Annotated in this window: 15 protein-coding genes and 3 pseudogenes; 11 read left to right on the top strand and 7 right to left on the bottom strand. The window is 70.6% G+C overall.

What is annotated here, in order from left to right; all coding sequences use genetic code 11:
• Positions 1–76: 76 nt before the first annotated feature.
• Both AQI88_RS23205 and AQI88_RS23200 read left to right on the top strand, forming a co-directional pair.
• Positions 77–1,354 carry an alanine racemase gene (locus tag AQI88_RS23205; RefSeq protein WP_067002577.1) on the top strand — a complete coding sequence of 426 codons (1,278 nt, stop codon included), beginning with the start codon at positions 77–79 and terminating at the stop codon, positions 1,352–1,354.
• An 8-nt stretch (positions 1,355–1,362) separates the two neighbouring features.
• Positions 1,363–2,973, top strand: coding sequence for an N-acyl-D-amino-acid deacylase family protein (locus AQI88_RS23200; RefSeq protein ID WP_067002575.1), 1,611 nt, complete (start codon positions 1,363–1,365; stop codon positions 2,971–2,973).
• 4 nt (positions 2,974–2,977) lie between these two features.
• Here the strand turns inward: AQI88_RS23200 and AQI88_RS23195 are convergent, their stop codons facing one another.
• Together AQI88_RS23195 and AQI88_RS45135 are read right to left on the bottom strand one after the other, a co-directional pair.
• On the bottom strand, positions 2,978–3,811 hold the full coding sequence (locus AQI88_RS23195; protein ID WP_067002573.1) for a trypsin-like serine peptidase: 834 nt from the start codon (positions 3,809–3,811) through the stop codon (positions 2,978–2,980).
• Between the two features lie 142 nt (positions 3,812–3,953).
• Positions 3,954–4,661, bottom strand: coding sequence for a hypothetical protein (locus tag AQI88_RS45135; RefSeq protein WP_244184271.1), 708 nt, complete (start codon positions 4,659–4,661; stop codon positions 3,954–3,956).
• A gap of 280 nt (positions 4,662–4,941) precedes the next feature.
• Here AQI88_RS45135 and AQI88_RS23185 point away from each other — a divergent pair, with 280 nt between their 5' ends.
• The 5 genes and pseudogenes from AQI88_RS23185 (at position 4,942) to AQI88_RS47850 (ending at position 9,072) form a co-directional block, all read left to right on the top strand.
• On the top strand, positions 4,942–6,144 hold the full coding sequence (locus AQI88_RS23185) for an RNA-guided endonuclease InsQ/TnpB family protein (RefSeq protein ID WP_067002571.1): 1,203 nt from the start codon (positions 4,942–4,944) through the stop codon (positions 6,142–6,144).
• Between the two features lie 90 nt (positions 6,145–6,234).
• Complete coding sequence (locus AQI88_RS23180) at positions 6,235–7,446, top strand: pyridoxal phosphate-dependent aminotransferase (protein ID WP_067002569.1); 1,212 nt, start codon at positions 6,235–6,237, stop codon at positions 7,444–7,446.
• Positions 7,447–7,544: 98 nt separating this feature from the next.
• Positions 7,545–7,964 carry an SCO4983 family protein gene (locus tag AQI88_RS23175; RefSeq protein WP_067002567.1) on the top strand — a complete coding sequence of 140 codons (420 nt, stop codon included), beginning with the start codon at positions 7,545–7,547 and terminating at the stop codon, positions 7,962–7,964.
• A gap of 96 nt (positions 7,965–8,060) precedes the next feature.
• A pseudogene (locus tag AQI88_RS43410) lies at positions 8,061–8,483 on the top strand (vWA domain-containing protein); the annotation flags it as partial.
• Positions 8,484–8,546: 63 nt separating this feature from the next.
• Positions 8,547–9,072, top strand: a pseudogene (locus tag AQI88_RS47850) (hypothetical protein).
• 189 nt (positions 9,073–9,261) lie between these two features.
• Here the strand turns inward: AQI88_RS47850 and AQI88_RS23165 are convergent.
• A complete protein-coding gene (locus AQI88_RS23165) occupies positions 9,262–11,085 on the bottom strand; it encodes a phosphoenolpyruvate carboxykinase (GTP) (protein WP_067002563.1) in 1,824 nt (607 codons plus the stop codon).
• Positions 11,086–11,366: 281 nt separating this feature from the next.
• Between AQI88_RS23165 and trhA the strand changes: the two genes are divergently transcribed.
• From trhA to AQI88_RS23145, 4 genes and pseudogenes are all read left to right on the top strand, one after another.
• Entirely contained in the window at positions 11,367–12,080 is a 714-nt protein-coding gene (trhA, locus tag AQI88_RS23160) for a PAQR family membrane homeostasis protein TrhA (RefSeq protein WP_067002739.1), read from the top strand.
• Positions 12,081–12,268: 188 nt separating this feature from the next.
• A pseudogene (locus tag AQI88_RS23155) lies at positions 12,269–13,865 on the top strand (MFS transporter).
• Between the two features lie 5 nt (positions 13,866–13,870).
• Complete coding sequence (locus AQI88_RS23150; RefSeq protein ID WP_398697970.1) at positions 13,871–14,503, top strand: TetR/AcrR family transcriptional regulator; 633 nt, start codon at positions 13,871–13,873, stop codon at positions 14,501–14,503.
• A gap of 33 nt (positions 14,504–14,536) precedes the next feature.
• Positions 14,537–15,259, top strand: coding sequence for a Mut7-C RNAse domain-containing protein (locus AQI88_RS23145; protein ID WP_067002737.1), 723 nt, complete (start codon positions 14,537–14,539; stop codon positions 15,257–15,259).
• Here AQI88_RS23145 and AQI88_RS23140 read toward each other — a convergent pair.
• The 4 genes from AQI88_RS23140 to AQI88_RS23125 are packed head-to-tail and all read right to left on the bottom strand — an operon-like array spanning position 15,256 to position 21,759.
• Positions 15,256–17,658 carry a galactose oxidase family protein gene (locus AQI88_RS23140; protein WP_067002554.1) on the bottom strand — a complete coding sequence of 801 codons (2,403 nt, stop codon included), beginning with the start codon at positions 17,656–17,658 and terminating at the stop codon, positions 15,256–15,258. The genes AQI88_RS23145 and AQI88_RS23140 overlap by 4 nt on opposite strands.
• Positions 17,655–18,845: a glycosyltransferase gene (locus tag AQI88_RS23135; protein WP_067002552.1), complete on the bottom strand. Its 1,191-nt coding sequence runs from the start codon at positions 18,843–18,845 to the stop codon at positions 17,655–17,657. The genes AQI88_RS23140 and AQI88_RS23135 overlap by 4 nt, the downstream gene beginning before the upstream one ends.
• A complete protein-coding gene (locus AQI88_RS23130; protein ID WP_067002550.1) occupies positions 18,842–20,494 on the bottom strand; it encodes an ArnT family glycosyltransferase in 1,653 nt (550 codons plus the stop codon). The genes AQI88_RS23135 and AQI88_RS23130 overlap by 4 nt, the downstream gene beginning before the upstream one ends.
• Entirely contained in the window at positions 20,491–21,759 is a 1,269-nt protein-coding gene (locus AQI88_RS23125) for a glycosyltransferase (protein WP_067002548.1), read from the bottom strand. The genes AQI88_RS23130 and AQI88_RS23125 overlap by 4 nt, the downstream gene beginning before the upstream one ends.
• Positions 21,760–21,785: the final 26 nt, after the last annotated feature.

The raw sequence follows: 21,785 nt of genomic DNA, 5'->3' as shown, positions 1-21,785 counted from the left end.
GAGATGTTAGACAGCAGTAAGCGACATACGCAATGGACGTTGCAGTAGGTGCAACGCACCAGATCAGGGAGGCCCCATGGCCCGCGAAGCCGGAACCGAAGCACTCGCCCGCCTCGCCGAGGAGCGCGTCGACCACCGCTTCAAGGGGCTCCCGCCGGATGCCACGGGCCTGACCCTCGCCGAGCTGGCGGCCCAGCGTCGCAACCTCTTCACCGACGGCTTCACCACGCCCGTGCTCGCGCTCTCCGCCGAGCGCCTGGAGCACAACCTGAAGCTCATGGAGACGTACGCGGACCGGCACGGCCTCGCCTTCGCCCCGCACGGCAAGACCTCCATGGCACCCCTGCTCTTCCAGCGCCAGATCGAGCACGGGGCCTGGGGCATCACGCTCGCGGTGCCGCATCAGGTGCGGGTGGCCCGGACGTACGGCATCGGACGGGTGTTCCTGGCCAACGAGCTGGTGGATGCCCCGGCCCTGCGGTGGATCGCCGCCGAACTGGCCGCCGACCCGGAGTTCCGTTTCCTCTGCTACGTCGACTCCGTGCGCGGGGTGGAGCTCATGGACGCGGCCCTGCGCGGCACCGCCCGCCCGGTGGACGTCGTGATCGAGCTGGGCGCGGGCGAGGGCGGCCGTACCGGCGTGCGCACGGAGGCGGACGCGCGGGCGGTCGCGGACGCGGTGGCAGGCGTGGAGACACTGCGGCTGGTGGGCGTGGCGGGGTACGAGGCCCAGGTGCCCGGCGCCGCCCCCGAGCCGGTGCGGGCCTGGCTGGGCCGGCTGGTCGCGCTCGCGGCGGAGTTCGACAAGGCGGGGCGGTTCGCCGGAGCCGAGGAGATCGTGGTGAGCGCGGGCGGCAGCGAGTGGTTCGACGCGGTCGCCGACGTCTTCGCAAAGATCCCCGAACTCTCGCTGCCCGTCCTGAAGTTGCTGCGCTCGGGCGCGTACGTCTCGCACGACGACGTGCACTACAGCAGGCTCACCCCGTTCAACCGGGTGCCCGAGGAGGGCGCGCTGGAGCCCGCGTTCCGGCTGTGGGCGCAGGTCGTCTCCCGCCCCTCCCCCGAGCAGGCCTTCGTCAACGCGGGCAAGCGGGACGCCGCCTACGACCTCGACCACCCCGTGGCCCACATGGTACGCCGGGACGGCACCGAACACCCGGCGACCGGCATCGAGGTGACCGCCCTGTCCGACCAGCACCTCTGGCTGGGCACCGCCCCCGGGGCGGACGTCGAGGTCGGCGACTGGATCGGCTTCGGCCTGTCCCACCCGTGCACCTCGTTCGACAAGTGGCAGCTGATCCCGGTGACCGAGGCGGACGGGACGGTCGTCGACTACATCCGTACCTTCTTCTAGGGGGCGCCGTGCAGGAGCTGGTCATCCGTGACGCGGACGTCGTCGACGGCAGCGGTGCGGACTCCTACCGCGCCGATGTCGTGGTCGACGGCGGCCGGATCGTCTCGATCGTCAAGGAGGCCGCGGCGGCGGGCTGTCAGCGGCCCCGGGCGCGGCGCGAACTGGATGCGGAGGGGCTCGTCCTCTCCCCCGGCTTCATCGACATGCACGCCCACTCCGACCTGGCCCTGCTGCGCGCCCCCGACCACAGCGCGAAGGCCGCGCAAGGGGTCACGCTCGAAGTCATCGGCCAGGACGGTCTGTCGTACGCACCGGTGGACGACCGCACGCTGGAAGAGGTCCGGCGGGCGATCACCGGCTGGAACGGGTACGGCGACGACCTCGACATGGACTGGCGGACGGTCGGCGAGTATCTCGACCGGCTGGACCGGGGCATCGCCGTCAACGCCGCCTATCTCGTCCCCCAGGGCACGGTCCGCGCGCTCGCCGTCGGCTGGGAGGACCGGCCCGCCACGCCCGCCGAGCTGGAGCGGATGCGGCAGCTGGTCGCGGAGGGCCTGGAGCAGGGCGCGGTCGGCCTGTCCTCGGGGCTCACGTACACGCCCGGGATGTACGCCGCGGACGCCGAACTGACCGAGCTGTGCCGGGTGGTGGCGCGGTACGGCGGCTACTACTGCCCGCACCACCGCTCCTACGGCGCCGGCGCCCTGGAGGCCTACGCCGAGATGGTGGCGCTGACCCGAGAGGCGGGCTGTCCGCTGCACCTGGCCCACGCGACGATGAACTTCGGCGTGAACAAGGGCCGGGCGCCCGACCTGCTGGCCCTGCTCGACGATGCGCTCGATTCCGGCGCGGACATCACGCTGGACACCTACCCCTACACCCCCGGCTCCACGACCCTGGCCGCGCTGCTGCCGAGCTGGGCGAGCGAGGGCGGCCCGGAGCGGATCCTGGACCGGCTCGCCGACCCGGCGACGGCCGAGCGGATCCGGCACGACCTGGAGGTGACCGGCGCGGACGGCTGCCACGGCATGCCCGTGGAGTGGGAGACGGTCGAGATCTCCGGCGTGACCTCACCGGCCCTGGCCGACCACGTCGGCCGTACGGTCCGGGAGTCGGCGGACCTGCGCGGCGAGAGCTGCTGGACGACCGCCCGCCGCCTGCTGGTCGAGGACCGGCTCGGTACGACGATCCTCCAGCACGTCGGCCACGAGGAGAACGTCCGCACGATCATGCGGCACCGCGCCCACACCGGCGGCTCCGACGGCATCCTCCAGGGCGCCAAGCCGCACCCGCGGGCCTACGGCACCTTCCCCCGCTATCTCGGGCACTACGTGCGGGAGTTGGGCGTGCTGACGCTGGAGGAGTGCGTCGCGCACCTCACGGCGCGGCCCGCGGCCCGGCTGCGACTGCCGGACCGCGGACTGGTGCGTGAGGGATACCGGGCGGACCTGGTGCTCTTCGACCCGGAGACGGTGTTGCCCGGCGCCACCTTCGCCGAGCCACGCACGCTGCCGACCGGGATCCCGTACGTCCTGATCGACGGCCGTTTCGTCATCGAGGACGGCCGCCGGACGGACGTACTGGCGGGCCGGGCGGTGCGCCGTACACCCGTGTGAGGCGTTACGGCTTGGGCAGGGTGCAGCCGGACGCGCTGAGGTTCAGCTTGTTGCCGGTGGTGAAGCAGGCCGGGATGTTGTAGGTCTCCTCGGCGTAGTTGATGCCCTGGCGGACGGTGACGTTGCCGTTGGCGTCGACCTCGCAGGGGTTGTTCTCGGTGCAGCGCTCGCCGTCCTCGTTGCCCGTGTTGTTGACGGCGACGACCTTGCCGGTGCTGGTGTCGATCACGGGGGAGCCGGACGTACCGCCGATGGTGTTGCAGGCGGAGGTGTAGCGGACCGAGTCCTTCCAGGTCCAGTCGCCCTCCTTCAGCCGGTACACGAACCCGTCCACGTTGCAGCTGTAGATCCGCTTCCAGTAGCCGGAGACGACCTTGATGCCGGTGCCGGCGGTGGGGTGCGTGTCCTGCATGGTGAGCGGGCTGATGCCGTACGAGCTCTTGATCGCCGCGTAGGTGGTGGTGGTGCGGTAGATCGTGACGTCCGTGTCCGTCATGGTCGAGTAGACGACCTGGTTGGCGCGGAGCGTGGCGACCTTCGAACCGGCGGAGTTCAGCAGGCCGAAGGAACGGCTGGAGGACTGGCCGGTGATGACCTCGCCCGGGTCCGGGAAGCCGGTCTCCAGGCAGTGGCCGTTGGTCAGCACGAGCGCGGGGTCGCTGTCCACGGAGTTCGGGAAGCGGATGACCGAACCGGAGCAGTTGCTGAGCGAGACGGTTCCGGCGAAGTCGACGGTCACCGCCTTGGCCGTCTTGGCCTGGGGCGCGGCAACCGCGGGGGTCGCGCCGAGCCCGGCGATCGCCAGGGCGGAGAGCGCGGCCAGGAGAGGCTTGTTCATGTGGGGGTCCCCTCTGCAGACATAAGCGACTGGAGATCTTCCGGCCGCCCCCTGTCTTGTCATGGGCATTCTCATGAGAGGGACGTGAGTGAGCAAGGAGTTGTATGCGAACTGTTTTCCTGACGGGACGTCAATCAGTGGACTAGCGGGGCTTCTTGGTAGCACCTCGGCCGCGCCCCCGGCCTCCGGGGACGCCGGTCGCCGTCGTCGTCGCGGACGCGCTCGCGGTCGCGGTCGCCGATTCGCTCGTCGCCGTCAACGTGGGGGCGGTGGAGGTCTGCGCGCCCGGGGAGGTGGCCGTACTCGCCGAGGCGGTGGTGGGCCCGGACGTGAGGGACGGCGAGGCACCGCCGGGGGCGCCTGCGGCGGTCGTGGCGCTCGGCGTCGCTCCACTGTCCTGCCGCGTGCTCGGCGCGCCGGAGTCACCGGAGGAGACCCGGCCGCCCTTCGCGGGCTGCTGTCCGGCCGGGGAACCCGAGCCGCCCGCCAGCGCGGCGATCACGGCGACGGCACCGGCCACGCCGAGGACCCCCGCGACGACCGCCACCCGACGACGGCCGCCCTGCTTCCGCCGCCGCCGGAGATCGGCCCGGCTGCGGCCCGCCACGGGAGCGGGCGGCCCGGCGGGATCGTCCGGCGCGGGCACCGGGGGCATCGCGGGCACCGCAGGCAGCTCACGGGTCTCGTCGTAGGCGTTCTGCCAGCCGTGGGCGGCGGCAGGATCGACGTACTCCTCGTACGACGGGGCCGAGGCGGCCTGCGGGTGGTACACGTTCGGCGCAGCCCCCGGCTCGCCACCCGCTCCGGGCGCGCCGTACGCCTCCGCCTCGTGCTCACGATCGGTGGACATGGGCGGGAATTGTAGAGACGCGTGTGACTCCTGAGACAGCTACCGGCGATAACAGACCAAAGCGAACCGGCAAGAAGCCCGGGACATGCTGGGCGCGCCGGTCTGCACCGGACGCGGCATGCCCGCACGCCGCCTGCCGGAGCCGAGAAGAGCGAACGTGTGTGTCATCGCTCACCGATTGAGGTGATGAAGGCCAGAGGATGGTGCGGGCGTTCGGGCATCGCACGTACGGTCTGAAGGTGGAGGCCGCGTGATCTGGGCGTGAGGGCGGGGTGTTGGTGTGGCGGCGGTGCGGGAGTCCGATGGCGCGGGGCATGCCCGGTACACCTACCGGTTGCGTGTGTCGGCCACCGCCCGTGAGGCGCTGCTGGCGGAGTGGGGGCGGTGCCGGTGGGTGTGGAACGAGTGCGTGGCCCGTTCCAAGAAGGCCCACACCGACGCGGAGGAGTGTGGACCGGCTCGGCTGGACCGGCTGCTGACCCGGGCTCGCGCCATCACCCCATGGCTGGCCGCGGGGGCCAGCGTGCCGCAGCAGCAGCTGATCCGCGACTTCGGCAAGTCCCGCGCAAAGGCACTGAAAGACATCAAGGATCGGCTGCCGGCCCGGCAGCGGGCAGGGATGCCGGGCTACAAGAAGAAGCATGAGGCCGATCCGAGCCTGAACTACACGCGGCACGGCTTCCGGCTCAAGGACGGGCGGCTGCATCTGGCGGGCGGGATCACCCTGACCGTGGTCTGGTCCCGTGAGCTGCCCGCCGAGCCTTCGTCGGTACGGGTGTACCGGGACAGCGTCGGCGACTGGTACGCCTCGTTCGTCGTCCCCGCCCGGGTCGAGCCGCTGCCGGAGAGCGGCCGGGCGCTCGGTGTCGACTGGGGCGTGAAGGAGATTGCGACGACCACCAGCGACGCCCACGACCTGCCCCATGCCGAGCACGGCAAGAAGGCGAAAGGGAAGCTGTCGCGGTACGACCGGATGATGGCCCGCCGCAAGCCCAAGAAGGGCCAGGCAGCCTCGAAGGGCTATCGGCAGGCGAAGAAGTGGCGGGCCAAGACGTACCAGAAGATCGCCCGTCAGCGGCAGGACGCTGCCCGCAAGTGGGCGAAGAAGGTCGTACGGGACCATGACGCGATCGCGGTGGAGGACTTCCGCCCGAAGTTCCTCGCCAAGACGTCGATGGCGCGCAAGGCGGCGGACGCCGCGATCGGCGCGACGAAGAAGGCCCTGATCGAGATGGGCCGCAAGCACGGGCGGGACGTGCGTCTGGTGCATCCCGCGCACACCACCATGGACTGCGGACGCTGCGGAGCGAGAACCAAGCACGCACTCCCGCTGTCGGAACGCACCTACACCTGCACCGCGTGCGGAATGGTGTCCCCCAGGGACAAGAACTCCGCGCGTGTGATGCTCGTCCGGGCTGGTCTGGCCCCGGCTGGTGTCGAGGGCGTAAGACCTCCTGGAGCGCTGCTCCAGGAGGCGGCCTGAGCCAGGAATCCCCTCCCACCAGGGACGGGAGCAGTCAAGTGGTGGAAAACACGGCCCCACAGGGCGTTACAGGGCCGTAAGCTGCCTGACATGCAGGTGATCCAGTCGACCAAGCTCGCCAACGTCTGTTACGAGATCCGGGGCCCGGTTCTCGAGGAGGCGATGCGCCTTGAGGCAGCAGGTCACCGCATCCTGAAGCTCAACACCGGCAACCCCGCCGCCTTCGGCTTCGAGTGCCCGCCGGAGATCCTGGAGGACATCCTCCGCAACGTCTCGACGGCGCACGGCTACGGCGACGCGAAGGGCCTGCTGGCCGCCCGCCGCGCGGTCGTCATGCACAACCAGACCCTCGGCATCGAGACGGACGTCGAGCACGTCTTCGTCGGCAACGGCGTCTCCGAGCTGATCGTGATGGCGATGCAGGCCCTGCTGGACGACGGTGACGAGGTGCTCGTACCGGCCCCGGACTACCCGCTGTGGACGGCGGCCGTCTCCCTCTCCGGCGGCACGGCCGTCCACTACCGCTGCGACGAGCAGTCCGACTGGATGCCCGACCTCGCCGACGTCGAGCGCAAGGTCACCGACCGCACCAAGGCCATCGTCATCATCAACCCGAACAACCCCACGGGCGCGGTCTACGACGAGGCGATGCTCCGGGGCCTGACCGACATCGCCCGTCGGCACAACCTGCTGGTCTGCTCGGACGAGATCTACGACAAGATCCTCTACGACGGCGCCACGCACACCCCCACGGCGGCCGTGGCCCCCGATCTGCTGACGCTGACCTTCAACGGCATGTCGAAGGCGTACCGGGTGGCCGGCTACCGGGTCGGCTGGATGGCGGTCTCCGGCCCGCGCGCCCACGCCGACTCCTACATCGAGGGCCTGACGATCCTGGCGAACATGCGCCTGTGCGCGAACATGCCGGGACAGCACGGCGTGGTCGCCGCGCTCAGCGGACGCCAGTCGATCAACGACCTGGTGCTGCCGGGCGGGCGGCTGAAGGAGCAGATGGACGTCGCGTACGAGCTGCTCACCCAGATTCCGGGGGTGAGCTGCGTACGGCCCAAGGGGGCGCTGTATCTCTTCCCGCGCCTCGACCCGCAGGTCTTCAAGATCAAGGACGACCGGCGGATGGTGCTGGACCTGCTGCGCCAGGAGAAGATCATGGTCGTCCAGGGCACCGGCTTCAACTGGCCCGAGCCCGATCACTTCCGTGTGGTGACACTGCCGAGCGCCGGTGATCTCAGGGACGCGGTGACGCGGATCGGGAACTTCCTGGACGGATACGGCCAGCCGTAGCGGACGGAGACCGACGGACCGCAATCCGTGACCCGACTCAACTTTAGACGAAATCCAAGCTAGGATGGCTTCCTGTCAGAGCACAGGAGGCCATCCCCATGTACGAACCGATCCGCACCAAGTCGGTCCACACCACGATGGCCGGCACCCCGTCCGACTTTCCTCACCGGTCGCGCGAGGAGGAGCTGGACATCCAGCTCGCCGGGCACCTCGCCGCCCTGCTCGCCGTGACCGACGAACTGCGCGCCCTGGTCCCCTCGGACGACCTGGACACGGCCGCCGAGCGGCTCGCCGCCGAGGTGGCCCGGCTGCGGGGCGGACGCACCGCACTGCGGGCGGCGCCGGCCGCCACCGGTGCGCCCGAGGCCCTGCACCGGCGGGCCCACGCGCTCGCGGGCCGCGCCCTGGTCGTCGCCGCCTCCCGGGCGGACACCGCGGCGGCCATCCTCGCGGCCGAGCGGATGGACGCGCACGCCGCGGCCCTGGCCGAGCCCAAGGAGCTGAGCACGGCCCACTGACCCCGCATCAGGGGTCCCCCGAACGGCCCCGGTCCGCGTGCACCCGCAGCGACGCGCGGACCGGGCGCCACACACTGCGTCGGCCTCGGCCCACTTCTCACCGGCCTGACCGGCGACTTCCGTGACCGCGAGGAGGTCACGCTGATGCCGTTCGGCTCGGACGTGAAGAGCGTACGGACGCACCTCGCGGACCCCAAGGACCCGAAGGCCGGTCTGGACGCCATCCGCTAGGACACCGGCGCCCTCGAAGCCGACGGCAACACCGCGATCCACACCTCCCTGGAGAAGGCCTACGACCACCTCGGCGCCGACCGCGACACGTTCACCTCGATCGTGCTGATGACCGACGGCGAGAACACCACCGGCACCCGGCGGGACACCCCCGTCTTCCCGATCCTCTTCGGCGACTCCGACCGCTCCGAGCCGGCCCACATCGCCGACCTGACCGGCGGCCGCCTCTTCGACGCCCGGAGCGGCTCGCTGGACGGCGCCTTCGAGGAGATCCGTGGCTACCAGTGAGGCCTCGGCCATCTGGAGTCCCGCAAGAATCTCACCGGCGGCGCCTGCGGCCTGCTCGGCCTGGTGCTGACCTTCACCGGGATCGCGGGCCCGTACTGGCCCGTCGTGGTCGCCGGACTCTACGGCGCGGGTGCGCTGATCGCCCCGCCGGAGCGGCCGCCCCTGCCCGACTTCCCGGACCCGTCTGCCCAGCTCGACGCGGTCCGCGAGGACTTCGCGAAGCTCGGCGGCTATCTGGCCGGCATCGATCTGCCGCCCGCCCCCCGCCGCCCGGCTCACCGAACTGACCGGCCTGCCGGCCGCGCTGCTGGAGCCCGGCTGGGTCGCCGAGGCCCTCGCCCAGGACCCCGAGGGCGTACACGCCCTCTCCCGGGCCGTACGGCAGGACGTCCCCGAGGCCGTCGACACCTTCGTACGCACGCGGTGGTGGACCCGGCTTACCCCGGGCACCGAGCCGCCCGAGCGGCATCTGGAACGGCAGCTCGCCCTGCTGCACGAGGAGGCCGGACGGCTGGCGTCGGCCCTGCGCGACGCGGAGGCACGACGGCAGGAGACGCACACGCGCTATCCGGAGGACCGCTCGAAGTGAGCCCGGGAGACATGGCGAAGGCCTGCCGCCGCGCCTCCCCGTCGGGGCGGACGGGAGCGTGACGGCAGGCCCAGGGTCCCGCACGCCGTTGTACGGGGCCTCGCCGGTTCGGGGGTGGTCACCACGGCCGGCCGTGACGATCGCTGGTCAGGGCATCCGGACCGGCCGTGGAGTCTTTTCGTGCGGGACTCAGCCCAGACGCTCGACCAGCGCCCGGTACTGGTCCCACAGCTCCTTCGGCGTGTGGTCGCCGAAGGTGTTGAGGTGCTCGGGGACGAGGGCCGCCTCCTCGCGCCAGATCTCCTTGTCGACCGTGAGCAGGAAGTCGAGGTCGGACTCGGCCAGTTCCAGGCCGTTCGTGTCCAGCGCGTCCCGGGTCGGCAGGACGCCGATCGGGGTCTCGACGCCCTCGGCCTTGCCGTCCAGGCGCTCCACGATCCACTTCAGGACGCGGCTGTTCTCACCGAAGCCCGGCCAGACGAACTTGCCCTCGTCGTTCTTCCGGAACCAGTTGACGTAGTAGATCTTCGGCAGCTTGGACTGGTCCTTGTCCTTGGCCACGTCGACCCAGTGGGCCATGTAGTCGCCCATGTTGTAGCCGCAGAACGGCAGCATCGCGAACGGGTCGCGGCGCAGCTCGCCGACCTTGCCCTCGGCGGCGGCGGTCTTCTCGCTCGCCACGTTGGCGCCGAGGAAGACGCCGTGGTTCCAGTCGAAGGACTCCGTCACCAGCGGCACCGCGGTGGCGCGGCGGCCGCCGAAGAGGATCGCCGAGATCGGCACGCCCTTCGGATCCTCCCACTCCGGCGCGATGATCGGGCACTGGGAGGCCGGGACGGTGAAGCGGGCGTTGGGGTGGGCGGCCGGGGTCCCGGACGCCGGCGTCCACTCGTTGCCCTTCCAGTCGGTCAGGTGGGCGGGCGACTCCTCGGTCATGCCCTCCCACCACACGTCGCCGTCGTCGGTGAGCGCGACGTTGGTGAAGACCGCGTTGCCCCACAGCGTCTTCATCGCGTTGGCGTTGGTGTGCTCACCGGTGCCGGGCGCGACGCCGAAGAAGCCGGCCTCGGGGTTGATCGCGTACAGCCGGCCGTCCTCGCCGAACCGCATCCAGGCAATGTCGTCGCCGATGGTCTCCACGGTCCAGCCGGAGATCGTGGGCTCCAGCATGGCGAGGTTGGTCTTGCCGCAGGCGGAGGGGAAGGCAGCGGCCACGTACTTCGACTCACCCTGCGGGGGCGTGAGCTTCAGGATCAGCATGTGCTCGGCCAGCCAGCCCTCGTCGCGGGCCATGACGGAGGCGATGCGCAGGGCGTAGCACTTCTTGCCGAGCAGCGCGTTGCCGCCGTAGCCGGAGCCGTACGACCAGATCTCGCGGCTCTCCGGGAAGTGGGAGATGTACTTGGTCTGGTTGCACGGCCAGGGGACGTCCGCCTGGCCGGGCTCCAGCGGGGCGCCGAGCGTGTGCACGGCCTTGACGAAGAAGCCGCTGTCGCCCAGCTCGTCCAGGACGGTCTGGCCCATGCGCGTCATCGTGCGCATGGAGACGGCGACGTAGGCGGAGTCGGTGATCTCCACGCCGATCGCGGACAGCGGGGAGCCGAGCGGGCCCATGCAGAACGGGACGACGTACATCGTCCGGCCCTTCATCGAGCCGCGGAACAGGCCCTTCTCACCGGCGAAGATCTCCCGCATCTCGGCGGGGGCCTTCCAGTGGTTCGTCGGTCCGGCGTCCTGCTCCTTCTCGGAGCAGATGAAGGTCCGGTCCTCGACGCGCGCGACGTCGGTCGGGTCGGAGGCGGCGTAGTAGGAGTGCGGGCGCTTGATCGGGTCGAGCTTCTTGAAGGTTCCCTTGCGGACGAGCTCCTCGCTGAGGCGCTCGTACTCGGCCTCGGACCCGTCACACCAGACCACACTGTCCGGCTGCGTCAGTTCGACGATCTCGTTGACCCACGAGATCAGTTCCTGGTGGTGGGTGGGGATACCGGTGGGAGCCGCGATATCGCGCGCCACGATTGCTCCTAAATGAGGGATTTTTTGTCTTGTCGCCCCGTGGGGGCTGCGACCCGGATGCTTCGTAGCCCGCTCATCCGGTGCCGACCGCACTCATTTGATCATCCGATTCTAGTGCCCATCTGTCCAGAGGGCATCACAGGTGAGCGACGTGAGGAATCCCACGGTTTCTGTGATTCTTTGCGTCCACGTGGAGTTCAGCAGGACGACTTTTTGCGTTACGCCCGTTCATCAGGGCGCGCTGACACGCGACTTACGGAGCCGTAGGTACCATGCACCGCATGACTGCGTCCGTCCCCGACGCGCCCACGGACACGCCGGCCGCCGGCCGCGGTCCCTCCGCGCTCTCCCTGCCGCATCCGGTCAAGCCCAGGCTCCGCGGCTGGCTGCACCTCGGCATGTTCCCGGCCGTACTCGTCGCGGGCCTCGTGCTCACCGCCCTCGCCGACTCCAGCAGAGGCCGTATCGCCTGCGGGATCTACGTCCTGACGGCATGCCTGCTCTTCGGGGTCAGCGCGCTGTACCACCGGGGCAACTGGAGCCCCCGGATGGACGGCGTCCTGCGCCGCCTCGACCACGCCAACATCTTCCTGATCATCGCGGGCACGTACACGCCGCTGACCATGCTGCTCCTCCCGGGCGCCAAGGGTCAGTGGCTGCTGTGGAGCGTCTGGGCCGCGGCCGCCGCGGGCATCGTCTTCCGGGTCTTCTGGGTCGGCGCCCCGCGCTGGCTCTACACCCCCTGCTACATAGCGATGGGATGGGCGGCCGTCTTCTTCCTGCCCGACTTCATGCGCACCGGCGGCATCGCCGTCCTGGTCCTGGTGATCGTCGGCGGCCTCCTCTACAGCGCCGGGGGCGTGATCTACGGCATCAAGCGGCCGAACCCGTCACCGCGCTGGTTCGGCTTCCACGAGGTCTTCCACTCCTTCACCCTCGCCGCCTTCGTCGTCCACTACGTCGGCATCTCGCTGGTGGCGTACCAGCACGCGTAACTCCTCCCCCCTCCCTTCCCGGCCACGGCTCACCAGCCGTGGCCGTTTTCGTATGCCTGAAAGGCACCCCCCGTTGACAGTAGCCATGTTTTGAGAGCTACTCTCATTTCAGGCCTACTGTCACGCACATCGATGGCACGCGGCGCGACCCCCGCCGCTGGTGGGCCCTCGGGGCCCTGGTCGCGAGCATGCTGGTGCTCGGCTTCGACATGACGATCCTCAACGTGGCGCTGCCGACCATGGCGGAGCAGCTCGGCGCCACGACCGGTCAGCAGCTGGGGGTCCCCCAGGCGTTTAGCACTGGGGGAGGATGGCGGACGCCTACGTCATCGTGTTCGCGGCGCTGATGCTCCCGGCCGGGCTGCTCGGCGACCGGTTCGGGCGGCGGCCGATGCTGATCGCCGGGCTCGTGGTGTTCCTGGCCGGCTCCGTACTGGGCACCCTGGCCGACGACGTGAACCTGGTGATCGCCGCCCGCGCGGTGATGGGCGTCGGCGCCGCGCTGATCATGCCGCTGGCGATGTCCGTGCTGCCGTCGCTGTTCACGCCGGACGAGCAGGGCAAGGCCATCGGCCTCGTCTCGACCGGGTCCGCGCTGGGCATGCCCCTGGGCCCGGTCATCGGCGGCTGGCTGCTCCAGCACTTCTGGTGGGGCTCGATCTTCCTGATCAACGTTGCGATGGTCGCGATCGCCGTCCTCGCCTGCGTGTTCCTGCTGCCCGAGACCCTCCCCCACTCTCGAATGCGCTCGAGCGGGGGGACCCCCATCCCGGCCACCCCCGAGGTCGACACCCTCTCCACGGCCTTCACCACCGGCGGGCTCGGCGCCCTCATCTACGCGATCATCGAGGCCCCCGGCCGCGGCTGGGGCGATCCGCTGATCCTCGCCATGTTCGCCGCAGCCGCGATCCCGATCAGCGGGCTGGTGCTGCGCTCGCGCCGGGTGGAGCGCCCCATGCTGGACATGACCTTGCTCGCCCACCGCGGTTTCCTGCTCAACACCGTCGCCGCGACCCTGGTGATGTTCGTGCTGGCCGGCCTGATGTTCGTGCTGCCGCCCTACCTCCAGGCCGTCCTCGGCAACGACAGCCTCGGTACCGGCGTCCGGATGCTGCCGATGGTCCTCGGCCTGTCCGTCGCCGCCAAGCTCGCCACCCCCCTCGCCACCCGCTTCGGGGCTCGCGCCTCGGTCAGCGCGGGCCTGGTCGTCCTGGCCTTCGCCGCCCTGCTCGGCAGCCGCACGACCACCGGCTCGGGCTACGGCTTCACCGCCCTCTGGCTCACCATCGCCGGGCTGGGCTTCGGCCTCGCGCTCGTCCCGGCCATGACCGGCGCACTCGCCACCTTGCCCCGCGACCGCGCGGGCTGGGGGTCCCCCCACGCCTTTCGGGCAGTGGGGGAGGCGGAGGCCTGCTGATGACCCTGCGCCAGGTCGGCTCCGCGGTCGGCATCGCCCTGCTCGGCAGCCTGCTGGCCAACGTCTTCCGCGACCGTCTCGACGTCACCGGGCTGCCCGCCGAGGCGGCCGGCACCGCCGGGGACTCGGTCGTCGCCGCGCATCTGGTCGCCGAGAAGGCAGGCCCCGGAGAAGCAGCCCGTCTCGCCGCCTCCGCGAACGGCGCGTACGTCCACGGCATGGGCGTGATCCTGCTGGTGTGCGGCATCGCGGCCCTCGTCTCGGCACTGCTGGCCGCCGCGTTCCTGCCGAACAGCCCGGTCGTGCGACGCACGGAACGCGAGGAGGCCCCGGTCGTGGCCGCGCCTGCGGGAGATGCCGGACAATGACGGGCATGACGGCCGCACCCTCCCCCGCCTCCGCCGCCGACCGCCCCCGCCTCGGCCTGCGCGAACGCAAGAAGATCAAGACCCGGGAGGCGATCCGCGCGGCGACGTACGCCCTGATCGAGGAGCAGGGCTACGACGCCACGACGATCGACCAGATCGCCGACCGGGCCGAGGTGTCGCCCTCGACCGTCTTCCGCTACTTCCCGACCAAGGAGGACATCGTCCTCACCGACGAGTACGACCCGCTCATCCTGGAGGAGCTGAGGGCACGGCCCGCGGACGAGCCGTGGACGGACTCCATCCGGTACGTGACGCAGCGGGCCGTCCAGGCCGGCGTCGAGGAGGACATCAAGGTGTCCCGGCTGCGCAGCCGGCTGGTGGCCGAGGTCCCCGCGGTGCGCTCGCGGATGCTGGAGAGCATGTCGGTCACCGGCCGTATGATCTGCCAGGCCATCGCCGAGCGCACCGGCCGCGCCCCCGGCGAACTGGAGGTGCGGGTCTACGCCATGGCCCTGATCGGCGGTCTGATGGAGGCCACGCTGTACTGGGCCGAGCACGGCCACCAGGACGGCTACGCGGCCCTCGTCGACCGCACGCTGGACGTCCTGGAGCATGGCCTGGCCGGAGAAAAGCGCTGAGGCCCGGACCGTCTCCCGTGCCATCCTGACGTGGTGAACGGACCCGAGATCCACGTCGAAGTCGCCCCCGACCTGCACCTGTTCGTGCCGCCCGCCCGGCGCGCGGGTGCCGTCGGCCTCACCACGGACGGCGTCTCGACGCTCGGCCACGTCATCGAGTCCCTCGGCGTCCCGCTGACCGAGGTCGGCGCGCTGGTGGTGGACGGCCGCGAGGTGCCGCCCTCGCACGTCCCGGCGGACGGGGAGTCGGTGAGCGTCCGCCCGGTCCCGCGCCCCCAGCAGGTCCCCGGCGCCCCCCTCCGCTTCCTCCTCGACGTCCACCTCGGCACCCTCGCCCGCCGTCTGCGTCTGCTCGGCGTGGACACGGCGTACGAGTCGACCGACATCGGCGACCCGGCGCTGGCGGCCCGCTCGGCGGCGGAGAAGCGGGTCATGCTCAGCCGCGACCGGGGCCTGCTGCGCCGCCGCGAGCTGTGGGCGGGGGCGTACATCTACAGCACCCGCCCCGAGGACCAGCTGCGGGACGTCCTGGACCGCTTCGCCCCCGACCTGCAGCCCTGGACCCGCTGCACCGCCTGCAACGGCCTGCTGAAGGAGGCCACCAAGGATGAGGTCGCCGACCAGCTCAAGGGCGGCACGCAGCGCACGTACGACGTCTTCGCCCAGTGCGCCGCGTGCGGCCGCGCCTACTGGAAGGGCGCGCACCACGACCAGCTGGAAGCGATCGTGGAACGCGCCCTGGCCGAGCACGGCTAGCGTCTTGCGGTATCCCCCTCACCGCACGCCGTCCCGTCCCGGTTGCGGTCCAGGCCCAGCGGATCGTCCCCGCCGTTGACCTTCAGCCGGCCGTAGTGGTTCTGCTTCAGCCATGTGCAGCGGGCGACGGCCGTCTTCTTCACCTGGGGCGGGAAGACGGTCGGGACGCACACGTTGACCGAGCCGTAGTGCCGGTCGCAGCCGGAGATCGTCGGGCTGACCTGCTGTGAGGTGCGCTTCTTGCCGGGCCCGGTGACCTTGCCCCCGAGGGAGTCGGCGAAGGAGTGGACGTGCGGGGAGGCGGCGGAGGCGCTCAGGGCCGCCGGGCCGGTCAGGTGCACCCACTTGGCCACCGACGGCACCCCGCCCGCGTCCACCGCGAAGAGCATGTACCAGCCGGGCGGGGCCAGGTCGGGGTTGCTCGTCACGTTCAGGTCGACGTTGTTGCCGTCGACGGACAGCGGCAGGTCGACGAAGCGCTGGTTCGGGTCGGAGGAGTGGGTGACCGCGGCCGGGCGGATCAGCTCGGCCTTGGCGATGGGCCGGTCGACGGTGATCCGCTGGGTGTCGCCGTACTTCCACTCCTGGTTGATCACCGAGGTGATCGTCGGGCGGGTGCCCTGGTAGAGGTAGGGCGGGGTGTAGATCGACACGTTGTGGTTCCAGGTGCCGTTGCCCGGGTTGTCGCCGGTGGCCATCACGCGGCCGTCGGGCAGCAGGAACGCCGAGGAGTGGTAGCCGCGGGACTCGGGGTCGGCGGCGACGGGGTCGAAGGTGTTGGTGCCCGGGTCGTAGACCGAGGACTCGTACACCGGGTTGGCGCGGTTGTGCAGGGCGCCGCCCGTCTCCAGCACCTTGCCGTCGGGCAGCAGCACGGCCGAGACGTACATCTTGCCCTGGTTGCCGCTCTCGGCGATCCTGCCGTTCCCCAGGTCGACCGTGCCCTGCGGGATCGGCGGCCCGGCGACGTACGACGGGTTCGCCCGCTTGAGGTCGATCAGGTCGGTGAGACGGCCCGCGTCCGGGTTGGAGTCGATGTTGCCGCCGCCGATGGTGAGGACCTTCTGGTCCTGCGCCGGAGGCAGCAGGACGCTCGCCGACTGGTCCCGCTCGTCCTTGTTCTGCAGCCCCGGGACCTGGGTGACCGTGTTGGCGCCGTAGTCGTAGACCGCCGAGCCCGTGCCGGGGATGTTGTTGCCGAAGACATGGCTGCCCGTGTAGAAGAGGCGGCCGTCCTGCATGAGCACCATCGACGGGTACAGACCCCAGTACGACCAGGTCTGGTTGACCTTCCACAGCGGCAGCCACTGCTGGTCCTTGTCCGACCAGTACTCGGCGGTCACCGAGCCGGTGGAGTCCTCGCGCAGGCCGCCGAAGGAGACGACGTCACCGTTGCCCAGCTCGGTCGCCGAGGGGTACCAGTGGCCGTCGTTGAGGTCGTTGGTCCTGCTGTAGGTCTCGGTCTTCGGGTCGAAGATGTACGAGTCCTTGAACCCCTCGTAGCCGTGCCCGCCCGCGACCGGGTAGGCCTTGTTGCCGCTCATGACGAGCACCCGCCCGTCCTGGAGCTGCACATGGCCCGCGCAGAACATGTCCTTCGGCGTCGGGATCACCTTGTAGGTGCCGTTCGCCGGGTCGTACACCGCGGACGTGAAGGTGCCCGCGTCGAAGTTCTCCTCGCTGTTGCCGGAGCCCGCGATCAGCAGCACCTTGCCGTTGTTGAGGACGACGGAGTGCATGGAGCGGACCGGGTTCTGCGTCGGCAGCACCGACCAGCTGCCGTTCGCGCACTGGTCGGTGCTGCCGGTGCACCGGGCGGGCGGGAGCACGTCCGGGACCTGGTCCATGGTGTAGTCGTCGGTGGTCGCCGAGCCGGTGCCGTAGACGGAGACACCCCAGGTGATCCGGTCGGTGCCGGCCGGGACCTCGGGGGTGCGGACCGTGGCCCGGGTCCACGCGGACGCCATGTCCAAGGTCTTGAGGTCCGTCCAGTACTGCCAGCCGGCGGTGGCGTCGTGCCGGAAGAGGGTGATGTTGGCGTCGGGGGTCGTGGTCTTGTACCAGAGCCCGAGGTCGTACTGCTTGCCGACGGTCACCACCGGTGCGCAGTCGGTGGACTCGGTGATCAGCGCCTTGCGGTCGCCCTCGACCCGGCGGGTCAGCGTGACCTTCATGGCCTTGGTGCCGGAGTGCGCGTCCGGCACCGTGGCGAAACTGAAGTCGTTGTCCCCCCAGCCGGACTTCTCCCAGCAGTACGGCATGCCGTCCGTGCCGGCGGTCTCGAAGCCCGGGTTCTTCACCAGGTTCGCGGCCTCGGCCGCCTGTGGTGCGGTCAGGAGCAGACCGGCGGTCAGGGCCCCCACCCCGACCAGCGCGGTCCGTCTGCGGTGCTTGCTCACACGCCTCTCCTTGCGGTTGAACGACCCCCGCGGCCGGTCTTGCGGCGCGGGAGATACACCAGCGCTTCGGTCCCCACGAAGCGCAGGACGAACGTCATGACCAGCGCGAGGGCGGTGGCGGGCAGCGCGCCCATCCCGAACCGGCCGACGAGCAGCGCGATCAGCGGGATGCGCAGCACCAGGTCCGCGTTGGCGAGCAGCGCGAACCGGCCGAGCCGGTCCCACCAGCGGCGGTGCGCGCGCCGGTCGCGGAACAGCAGCTGCTCGATGAGCAGGAAGTTCCAGGCGACGCCGAGCTGGTTGGCGAGGATCTCGGCGGGCAGGTAGTGCAGGCCGAGCACGGTCAGCGCCCACAGTCCGACGAGGTTCGGCACGAAGCCGCTCGCCCCGATCAGCCCGAAGCCCACCATGCGGGCCACCGGTGAGGCGGTGCGCAGCCCGGCCAGGTGGCGCAGGAAGCGGACGCCTTCCTGCGCGGTCGACTTGGACTCGCCGGCGAACCGGTCCTGGAAGACGAACGGCACCTCGGCGACCTGCCGGGGACGGCTGCGTACGGCCAGTTCGAGGAGGATCTTGTAGCCGAGGGGCCTCAGCACCTCCGCCGTGACCGCGCTGCGCCGGATGGCGAAGAAGCCGCTCATCGGGTCGCTGATGCCGTGCAGCCGGCGCGGGAAGAGCGCCTTGGTCAGCCAGGTCGCGCCGCGCGAGACGGCCACCCGGTAGCTGCCGGCGAGCCCGGCCCGGCTGCCGCCCTTGATGTACCGGGAGGCGACGACGAGCCCGGCGTTCGTCCGCTCGCCGGTGGCCACCAACTCCGGTACGAGGGAGGGCGGATGCTGGCAGTCGCCGTCCATGACGACGATCCACTCCGAGGCCGCCGCCTTCAGCCCCTCGACCACCGCCCCGCCGAGCCCGCCGACCGGTTCCTCCCGGTGCAGCACGGCCACCGGGAACGGGCAGTCCTGAGCGGCCTCGCGGATCACCTCGGGGGTGTCGTCGGTGGAGTCGTCCACGAAGACGACCTCGCAGGGCAGCCGGGCGGGCACCGACTCGGTGATCTGGTGCAGCAACTGCCCGATGTTCGCGGACTCGTTGAAGGTCGGGACGACGATCGTGACGGCACCGGGTTCGGCGACTTCCGCCGCGTCCAGGCCCTCGGCGGGCACCGTGTACTCGTGGCTGCTCATCGCACGCCTCCCGCGGCTGCCGTCCGGATCTGCCGGATCTCGATGCGGTCGGGTCCGGTGCCGAAGGTGGCGACCGGCCGCGAGTGCTGGATGGCGGCCTTGACGTTGGGCAGGTCCTTGGCGTCGCGGCGGACGGTCGGCGAGGCGACGACGTAGTCGATGTCCCGCCAGCCGTGCGGCATGGTCTTGGTGACGGCCGGGTCGAGGTCGGCCTTGTAGAACCAGATGGAGCCGAGCCCGGGCCGGTATCCGGCGTGGACGAGGTCCAGCCAGAGGGCGTCGTCGACCAGGACCCGGGTCGTCTTCGGGTTCTCGACCTCGGTGCTGAGCCAGGTGGAGGCCTGCCGGTAGGGCTTGTTGGCGTCGGCGGTGAGGGCGGTGCGATCGCCGTCGTACCAGTGCGGCACGACGTAGGCGCCGGCGGTCAGGGCGAGGACGGCGGCGAGTGCGTACCGCCCGCCGGTGACGTACCGCTTCTCGCCCTCGGCGCGCCACCGGCGCAGCACCGCGTGGGCGACGGAGGCGGCGCCGCCGGCCAGGACCAGGGCGAGGAAGGGCAGGGCACCGATGATGTACATGGCGGGCAGATAGCCGCCTGGGCGCAGGGCGACCGCGGCCAGGACGGCGACCGTCAGCGCCGGTCCGGCCAGCGCGCGGGCGGTGACCGACCAGCGCCAGGTGACGATCAGCAGCAGGGCTCCGGCGAGGCCGCCGAGGGGCAGCACCCGGTCGTAGTACAGCCAGGAGTGCAGGACGCCGAACGAGCCGGATCCCTGGTCGAGGATGAAGCCCGAACCCGGCCTGGACATCTGGTACTTGATGCCGTCCCACAGCGAGACGTGCCCGCTGCCCGGGAACAGCTCGCCCTTCAGCAGGGCGAAGAGCGGGTAGGAGAAGCCGATGAGGGCGCAGGCGGTGACGGCGCCGGTGAGCGCGAACTTGCGGGTGTCGCGGTGGCTGTGCCGCCACATGGTGACGAACAGGGCGGGCAGGACGACGAGCATCGTCTCCTTGGTGAGCACGCCCGCGGCGGCCGCGAGGCCCGCGCCGAAGTGGTGCCACAGGTGCCGGCTGGGCGAGGCGGCCAGGCAGAACGCCAGCAGCAGCCACATCACGGCGATGTTGTCGAGGAAGATCTCCCGCTGGAGGACGACCGCGAGCGGGGACAGCCCGAACAGGGCCATGCCGAGCCCGGCGGCCCAGCGGGGCAGGGAGAGGCGCCGTCCGAGGACATAGACGAGGACCGCGCTGACGGCGCTGATCACGAGCATGGTGACCCGCATGGTGCCGACGGTCATCGAGCCGGGACTGAGCGCCGAGGGTATCCAGCTGAGCAGCGCGATCTGGATCCAGCCGAGCGGCGGGTGGTCGTACCAGTAGGTGTAGTGGGCCAGGCCCTTGCCCTGCTGGACGGCCCAGGCCTGGGCGAGGTAGGTGCCCTCGTCGTCGCTGAGGGTCGGGTAGTCGGCGATGTTCCAGCCCTGGACGACGAGGACCGCCAGCAGCAGGAGACCGCACAGCAGGAGGTCGGGGCGGGAGGAGCGGAGCCGCTCCGGGGGGCTCGTTCGGCCGGTCGAACGACCTTCCGGCACAGGTCGGCGCTGCGCGGGGACCTGGGGAGTGGTCACCGCGGGAAGAGTGGAGGTCACGCAGGAACGTCCTCTCGGGTGGGCTCGGCCGCGGTGAGGTGCGCGCCGACGTGAGTGGTCAACTCCCAGTCGTTGCGGCCGCGTTGCTCGCGCCATACGGCACGGATCGCGGCCCCGGCGAGGAGGACCTGGTAGAAGGGGCCGCCCACGATCAGCTTGGCGTAGTGGACGAGTCGGACCCTGAGGCCGTACTGCTTGCCGAAGTCGTGCAGTCCGACCACCTCGAAGACGAAGGTGACGGCGGCCGTGACCAGCGGCAGGAAGGTGAGGAAGGCGATACCGACGGACACGTCGAGGAAGAGCGCGACGGCCGCGTTGAGCGGGATGATCACGCCGGAGAAGGCCTGCAGGAACGGGGTCATCAGCGTGTAGCGGGCGAGCAACCGCTGTCTGAGGGCGGGCAGTTGCTTCCAGTCCTTCTTCCGGTACACCTGGAGGAAGCCCTGGTTCCAGCGGGTGCGCTGCTTGAGCAGCGACATGAGCGAGTCCGGGGTCTCCTCGCGGGTGACCATGTCGGAGTCGTAGGCGACGACGACCTTCTTGCCGACGCTGGACAGGCGCACGCCCAGGTCGCAGTCCTCGGCGAGGCAGTCGGGGTCCCAGCCGTCCGCTTCCCTGAGGACGTCGGTGCGCACGAAGACGGTGTTGCCGCCGAGCGGAATGAAACCTTTCTGCGCGTGGAGATGCAGCCGGGAGCGGAACCAGAAGAAGTACTCCAGGCAGTTGCGCAGGCTGTACCAGCTGGAGTGGAAGTTGATGAGCTGGACGCCGCCCTGGACGACGTCCGCCCCGGTCGTGCGGAACGCGTGGTCGACGTGGGCGAGCAGCTCCGGGTGGACCTGGTCCTCGGCGTCGAAGACCCCGACGACGTCGCCGCGGCAGTGCGGCAGCGCCGTGTTCATGGCCTTCGGCTTGTTCTTCTTCTCGTGGGTGTCGACGACCACGCGCACCCGCGGGTCGCGGGCGGCGGCCTGCTCGGCCACCGCCGTGGTCTCGGGGTCGTCGTGCCCGACGATCACGATGATCTCGAAGTCGGTGTGCGTGGACTCCAGCAGCCGCTGGATGGTGTGGTCGAGCACGGCCTGCTCGTGCCGGGCCGGCAGGAGCAGGGAGAAGGAGACGTGCTCGTCACCGTCCGGCCTGCTGAAACGGGTGGAGGCGAGCACTTCGGGCGTACGCCACGCGTGCATCTGCCACCACAAGGTGAAGGCCGCCATCCAGAACAAGGCCAGCGAGACGGCAGCGATGAAGACAGACGTCAGCAACAGATCCCCCCAGATCCCCAATGCCC

This window comes from Streptomyces cellostaticus, from assembly GCF_001513965.1.
In the GTDB taxonomy this organism is placed as follows: Bacteria; Actinomycetota; Actinomycetes; order Streptomycetales; family Streptomycetaceae; genus Streptomyces; species Streptomyces cellostaticus.
The sequence above is the reverse complement of the archived record's forward strand: the minus strand, read 5'-3'. Positions and strand labels throughout refer to the sequence as shown.